Annotated in this window: 2 protein-coding genes; both read left to right on the top strand. The window is 38.2% G+C overall.

The window, feature by feature from the left end:
- Positions 1 to 977 precede the first annotated feature (977 nt).
- Positions 978 to 5273 (top strand): hypothetical protein, encoded by a 4296-nt coding sequence (locus AB1444_10685; protein ID MEW6527121.1) that lies wholly within the window; start codon positions 978 to 980, stop codon positions 5271 to 5273.
- A gap of 148 nt (positions 5274 to 5421) precedes the next feature.
- The gene (locus AB1444_10680) at positions 5422 to 6960 is read left to right on the top strand and encodes a hypothetical protein (GenBank protein MEW6527120.1); all 1539 of its coding nucleotides are present in this window, start codon (positions 5422 to 5424) and stop codon (positions 6958 to 6960) included.
- Positions 6961 to 7473: the final 513 nt, after the last annotated feature.

Here is a 7473-nt window from a genome sequence, read left to right as displayed (position 1 = left end):
CATATTTATTATGTTGTTATTCCCCTATGGTTAATTTTACATTTACGTATTATCAGATTGAAGATGTGATGAATAGTGACATTGCACATTATGTCCAGTACATAAAATAAAAAAAGGCCGCTTTAAAGTTTGTTTTTAACACAGCCCGTAGTTATAATTCATGCTATTGAATATATATAAAAGATATTAGAAAAAACAGAGTTATGGTAGGAATAACTCATAGGTCAAGAATAAAAGGCAATTTTCATTGCATGCTTTTTTGTAGAACGAAAAAATGTGTAAAGAACAAAATTTGTTTTATAGAATGCGGTGCCTTTTAGAGTAAAAAGACAAAGGGTGATTTTCATAAAGCAACTATCGGCAACACTTGTGCTTCCTCTATTTATAACACAATTGGTAATACTATAAAGTATGTATAGCAGCTTTGTTATAGTAAATTTATTTACTAAAGCAATAATTCTTTTGAAATTAAAAAAATAAATTGGTAACAACTGCAATTGCACTTCAATACAATATAAAGCATATTATGATTTTTATGTTGATAGTGTAGTTAACAAAAAATATTAGATATAAATCTATTTTTAATATTATGTATATATTACAATAAATCGTCAACAATATAATATGTTAACAAAATTAAAATTTTTTTGTAAAATATTTGATTAATAGTTGACAATACTTACCAGTCGGTATTAATATATATGCATGAATTAGTACATCCAGACGGTAAATACTGGTACGCCAGTTTGAAAGGGTTTGTTATGAAAACATCATGTCAAATTTTAGCACCCAAAACAGATGGTGAGTGTTTAATAAAACGTTTTTTTGTGGGGAATATGGTACTTAATCGTCGGAAGCATGTTGATATAATAGACCGACATGTCAGTACCATTTTTATAGTAATACATATAATCCAATCGACAATGTATTCATTATTAAAAACAAAAAAAATATTTCATGTAATCCAGGAGGGGTGTATGAAAGTGTTGAAATCATTTCTATTCATATTCATTGTAATGTTCATAACTTCGTGTTCTCAGGGTAAGTTCTGGTTTCAGCGCAATGACCCTGAGCCACCATACCGCCTTTTTGACCTTTTAGATGATTATCCAGCGCTGTATGATGCATTTTCCGGGATTGATCAGCATACATTTAATATTCTTTTAGCTGATTCAATTAATGCGGATGTGGATGCTGTTAAAGATGTGTTGCCTGTTGTGGCTGATCCTTCAGTTGTTGATCCTCTTGTTGATACCATTGGTGCACTTCGTTCTATCATTGGAAGAATACTGCAACAGGACGACTATGACTGGCCTAATGACAGTTATGATAGCTATGCAACAGATTTGTATAGCTTTTTAGACGATTTAAGTGCAACAAGCCCTGGTACCAGCAATGAAATATTAAATATGTTACGCAAAATAATAGGCTACATACAGTATGCCCATGGAAGTGAAATAGAAACCGTAATGGCTGATTTGATTGCATTTTTACAGGACAGCGATGGGCAAAATTTAAAAACAGTATTTCCACAATTGCAGGAAGGCCTTGGGAAATTGTTAGTGCGGGCAAACACCTTTTATGATGACAACAACAATCGGCTGGGCAATGCTGTCAATGGTATGGATGCCCTGCTTTCAGGAATTAATGATATAGCAACCGGTGACCCTGAAGCACGTGAAGCGCTGTATGATGTCATCCGTGAAACTGGAAATCTTTTGACGGCAAGTGCAGGCAGCAACTCATTTGCAGACATTTTAAAAGAGCTTATGATAAATGCCGAGGATTATGCCACAGTGGGTGGTCAGTATTATGGCAATGGTTCTACTCAAACAAATTATTATTCAGATACAACAGGTGTAGCTACGGGTTATTATGTAAACACCGAACTGCGCAATGGCTTGAGGAGCATGTGGCCAGCTCTTATGACACTTTTTATACGCGGGAAAGAGAATAACGCAGATACGCCAATAAAAGATGCACAAGGGCGTTCAATAATAGAATGCTTATCAGAGTCCCTGTATAATTTAAAACTTAATTGTGGAATAGATTTTGATAATTATGAGCTTGAACCTTCATTATTACGTATGGTTATATACAATGGTGAGGGAAAGATGCGAAGCAGCGAAACCTACAAGGTATCATATCTGGAGCATCTTTTGTATACCCTTAAGCTCGCCAATGAATTTGGTTTTTTAACAAGGAAGGTGACAGCATCACCTTACTATGACAGCAACGAACCATATCAAAATAATTATCTGAATAATTATACAAGCGGAAGTGGTGGTTTAACGGCACGGCTGCATGGCTTGCCAACGGGTGGTATTATGACAGTTAATGACAGCTTGTATCCTACTGTTGGTGGATTAAAAGAAGCGCGGAGTGCAAGCCAGGGATTTACCATGTGGTATTTGGGTGCCTATAATTTAGCACTTGATTGCAGGGTAACTGGTAATACTTGGAGTGGGAAGACAGGTGGGCTTGTGACAAGTACAAGTTTGTCTAGCAGGGGGCAGGGTGATTATTTATTCCGTGCAAAAAATGCTTTTACTTCAGCTCAGGCTGATAATTATAAATTTTATTTAGGTTCAGATTTCCCAGTGCTTGCGCTATTAAGTGGTGCATGTGCTGGAGATGCAGGTATACCCAATGGTGGTAGGACCGGCATAACGCCAACCAGCAATGACACTACAGTTGGTCATGCTAATAATGACTATCGAACGTATTACCCATATGTGGGTAATGGTCTTGGCGAATTAAACACTGGACGATGGACTATGGGCTGGATAGCTCGGGCTTGTTGGGAGGGCGAAGGACCATATTATTATGCTGATCCAAATGCTTCCACGGTTGTGAGTGGCAGTAAAACATATTATGTATATTACAGACCTGATGGAAGAATTTATGCATTTGTTCATAAGCCAAGCGGTGATCCTGCAACCTGGGAATATTTCTATCCATCTGATGGCGGGAACGATGCGGATGATCCAAGTGGTCAAACGCTGGTCACAGATAAAGGAACTTTTAAATTGCGCGACAATCGCTATAAGCCATACTGGGATACTGATCATTATCTTGTCCGTTCAACAAATATAAATTATCATGACGATAGTAACCATGCTCCAACTGGTTGGACAGGATATTACTCCCCAGCAAGTGTGGTAACTGATGCAACTGACTCACTTGCAAAATATAAAATGCATTCATTAAAAGGTACCACAGGAAGAAATCAATATAGCGATGATCTGGATGCATTTACCAGCAACTCTGGGGCAATACGATTTTTTGAAAAGATTGCTGAAGGGGATGGCGCTCGTGCATGTGCCAGCCAGGAAGAAGCAATGTATCGCAATTTCCAATGGCTGGTTTTAGAAAAGAAATTTGTGTTTATAATGCCTATGACATCTTATGTATATATACATGCTGTAGCAGCTTTAACGTGTGGTATTGATTTATATATAGATGCACCTGTCTTTGTTATTATTGAAGGTAATGGTCTGGTTGGAATGGCAACGGCAAAGAAAACTGGGAGTGTGGGTACATGGGTGTTTAAAGGAAATCAGGGTCTGGATATTGTACGCACACAACCAAATGGTGTTAATTATGGGGATTCATTTTTGCCTGGTGATGGACGGTTGTGGGTTATTGTTAAAGAGGATAGTTCATGGAAAAATTTACTTGGCAATACTGATGGTGATTATGTTGGTGTTGACACTATTTGGGATACAATTTTAGGCCAAGGTAATGTACTTCCAAATGTTATTGGTGACAATATAGTTACCATGGCCCGAATGGCATTTTTACAGCAAGACTACGTTGCCTCCAATTCATCGGATATAGGCAATGAATCCTCATCCGTGTGGCAAAACCGCAATAAATTGCTTCCCATTGTAGCAGCACTCGCGGGTGTATTACACGGAAAATCATACTACGAACCCAGTGCAAGTGGTTACTGGTACAATTTTGCTGGTAATCATAAATACCCATTAAAGTATTTAGGTGATCTTATATCATCGCTGACAAGCCCTGTAGTGCGTTATTACAAAACTCCCTATACTGGGGCATCAAAGGGATGGTTTGTGCCACAGATGAATGATCCGCATGGGAGAGGGATATATGCATACTTTACTCCAAAGCCTACTGATAGTGCAGTAGATTTTAAACCCACGCAAAGCTTACGTACTGTGGCAAATATATTAACTGAAAATACAACAGGTTCAGCAGATGGTCTTATCCCTGCATTGGCAAATACCCGCATGGTAAGTAAGCTATTGGCATTTTTGCAAAAGACAGGCAGGAATGATGGTGTATATGCATATCAAAATGAAGACAGCACCAGTTATGGTGACTGGGGAGCAAAACAAAAGATATTCTATGGTTTGGAACAGGTTGTAACAACAATTAAGGCAGCAAAGAGTAAAGAATTGCAAAGTGGGTATTATATTGAAAGTATAAGTTATCCATCATGGATGTTTACTAACAATGATGGTACATTAAGTACATCTGATGAAAATCATGGTATAGTAAATTTTAACACCGCCCTTGATGAACTCATTGGCTTCTCAGATACTGATAATATACCTGAAAACAATGAAAAGGGGCTTGCGGTATTTGTTGATGGAAGGGATGATAGCAATCCTGACCGCAACTGGAATAACTACTACAAGCTTATGAATGGCATAGCAGAGCTTATGAGCTCTCATGGAACAACAACCGGGCAATATAATATTACTGAAGACCTCATTACTGTGCTGGATAAATCGCTTACAAGCTTTACGGCAACCGATTCACAGCTTAAAGGATTGCGTCATACGTTAGGAGCTGTATTGTATTACTATGACGGTAGCCAGTGGGTAGTTCCCAATGAGTTGAATGATATTCTGACAACCAATTTACCTACTATTTTAAATGGATTTTCAGGCCATTATGCCAATCTCCTAACAGTTGCTAACAACATGCTGGTGGATGATGGGTTTATGGAATACTTTATGACTAACCTGTCATCACGTTATCCATCGCAGCAGGTGCTTGAAGAGCTGTATGCATTCCTGGGAACTGATTTAATAGCAAATCCTGATTCACGCCTGTGGGATGATTTAGGTGAGCTCCTTGTTGCATTAGCCAGCATGATGAATGATGTGGAGGCAGGTAGGTACTATAAAGCAACAACATTTGAGGATTATTCAAAGCCTGTAATTTCATCGCCATCTGAATATCTGTATAGCGATGAGTTTGATCCATATTCAGGGCTTGGTCAGGTATTAACAAAGTAAAAAAAGTGCAGCCTTACGTTTTAGCGTGAGGCTGCATATAGTACAGTAGAATGATGACGGGAACTATCGAACAAGATAAAAAAAGTGAAGGGTGCGGGATAATATCATATACACCAATTGAAGTATAAAAAATAGTATGGAGGTTATAATGTATAGATTAATGAGCAAAGTTTTGTTAATTTTTGTGGCGATAGTTACTGTGCAAACGATTGCGTTTGCAAACTTTGCCGATACGTATGGATTTAGTGCCATTGGAATTTCACGCGGAAATGCTATGACTGCAGTGGTTAATGACTGGTCAAGCGTTTATTACAATATTGCAGGACTTGGCAGAACAAGGGGATATATACTAGAACCTGTACAGGAAAAAAAGGAAATGACCTTACAAAAAGGCGGAAAGCAGGAAACAACAGTTACCGAAACAACGATATCACCGTATGATATTTTCCCCTATAAAGATCAGCTGGCAATCAATTATATGTACACGCAGCCGCAGATGAAAATTGATATCCCGCGCACTGATATTGTTGCCGATAAGGAGCTTAACTTTGGAACGGTTACATTAGGACTGGTGCTTGATTTGAATCATTTTGTAAAGATGCCTTCGTTCATATCATCAAGCAGATTTGGCCTTGGATTGGGATTGATGCAGGATGGATCGCTGGTTAAAGTATATGATATAGATTTGCGGACTCATGACTTTGTTAGGTACGGCAAAGAAGCTGAGCGTGCAGTTATACTGGCAGGGTTGGGATTTGGATTTATGGATGATGTTTTTGGCATTGGAGTTGGTGCCAACGTGTGGACAGGCGGAAGAGGTGCAGTTAATTTAACACAGGTTGAACTTGGGCCAAATGAGCAGACGCCAAACTCTGAAGTACAGATGGAGTTAACTCCAAAAATAGCACCTGTTGCAGGATTATATATATCACCTGGGAAAAAGATTAATGCTTTAAGGGGACTTGATTTAGGCGTTGCATACAGAGGTGAAGTGTATATGGAGGTTGATCCATTTGCAACCAGTGCCGAACTGTATACTGCAGGTGTAACATTGGAAATGGCATTAAGTATATTTGATTACTATACACCACAAATTATTTCTGGTGGTATTGCATATACATTTTTGCCAATAAAACCACTATCGGGTCTTACACTATCAGTAGATGTAGAATATCAGATGTGGTCAAAGTGTAAAGTTTCTAAATCAAAAGAAGCATACTGGGCAAATAAAGGGGTAGAAATACCCAAGTTTCAGGATATCATTGTGCCAAAAGTTGGTGTAAGCTATAACTTTGGATGTCTTACTCCTAAGATGCAATGGCTCACTATGAATTTAGGATATTCATACAGACCTTCTTATGTTCCTGATGAAGCAGTGAACGACTCGTCATTATTCAATTTCATGGATGCTAATACTCATATTGGTTCGGCGGGATTAAGCTTTACCATCCCCAAAACAGGGCCAATGGTTGCTCCAATTGTCATAACTATAGCTGGGCAGATGCAAATGCTACAGGAACGTCAGGTAAAGAAGGATAGGATTGCAATTGAACAAATTTATGAAAATTTTGATGGGAATCCAACTAATGATGATGTCAGTCAGGCTGAAATAGATGCATTATACCCAGATTATTCGTATAGTGGCACAGTGTACAGTGGATTTGTGGAGGTGGCATTGCGCTGGTGATATATACACAATTGGCTTTATTTTCATAAAGCGCCCCATATCTATAATATATCGTTTGGCGAACATAGAACCCCCTTTATGTTCGCCTTTTTTTATTATAATTATATGTTATATTAATTACGTCATGGTTAAAATTAATATGTGATAGCAAATATGACATTGGGAGTCTGTATGAAATTAATATGCAGCAAATTAAATCATTATGCTCTGACCCCTTATAATAATATCGCCACAGCGGGGTTTTATAGTGAATAACAGGGTGTCATCCTGAATCATGTCCTGAATTTATTTCAGGATTGATTCAGTGTAGTCATCCTGAACGTGATTCAGGATCTTATTGGTGAGGATAAAGATTCCGGGTCAAGCCCGGAATGACCGTATTACTCTGTCATTTCGAAGGAACAAAGTGACTGAGAAATCTTAAAGTTGGAGGCAAAGATTTCTCGCTGCGCTCGAAATGACAAAAAAAATTGCTCGAAATGACATAAAGGATTGGACGGAATGACAAAAAGA

The sequence above is a fragment of the Spirochaetota bacterium genome (genome assembly GCA_040756435.1).
GTDB lineage: Bacteria > Spirochaetota > UBA4802 > UBA4802 > UB4802 > UBA4802.
This window is presented reverse-complemented; position numbering and strand designations above follow the sequence as displayed.

Bases quoted from the DNA above. Each gene is read 5' to 3' on its own strand.
- AB1444_10685 (MEW6527121.1), top strand. From the start codon at position 978: ATGAAAGTGTTGAAATCATTTCTATTCATATTCATTGTAATGTTCATA.
- AB1444_10680 (MEW6527120.1), top strand. From the start codon at position 5,422: ATGTATAGATTAATGAGCAAAGTTTTGTTAATTTTTGTGGCGATAGTT.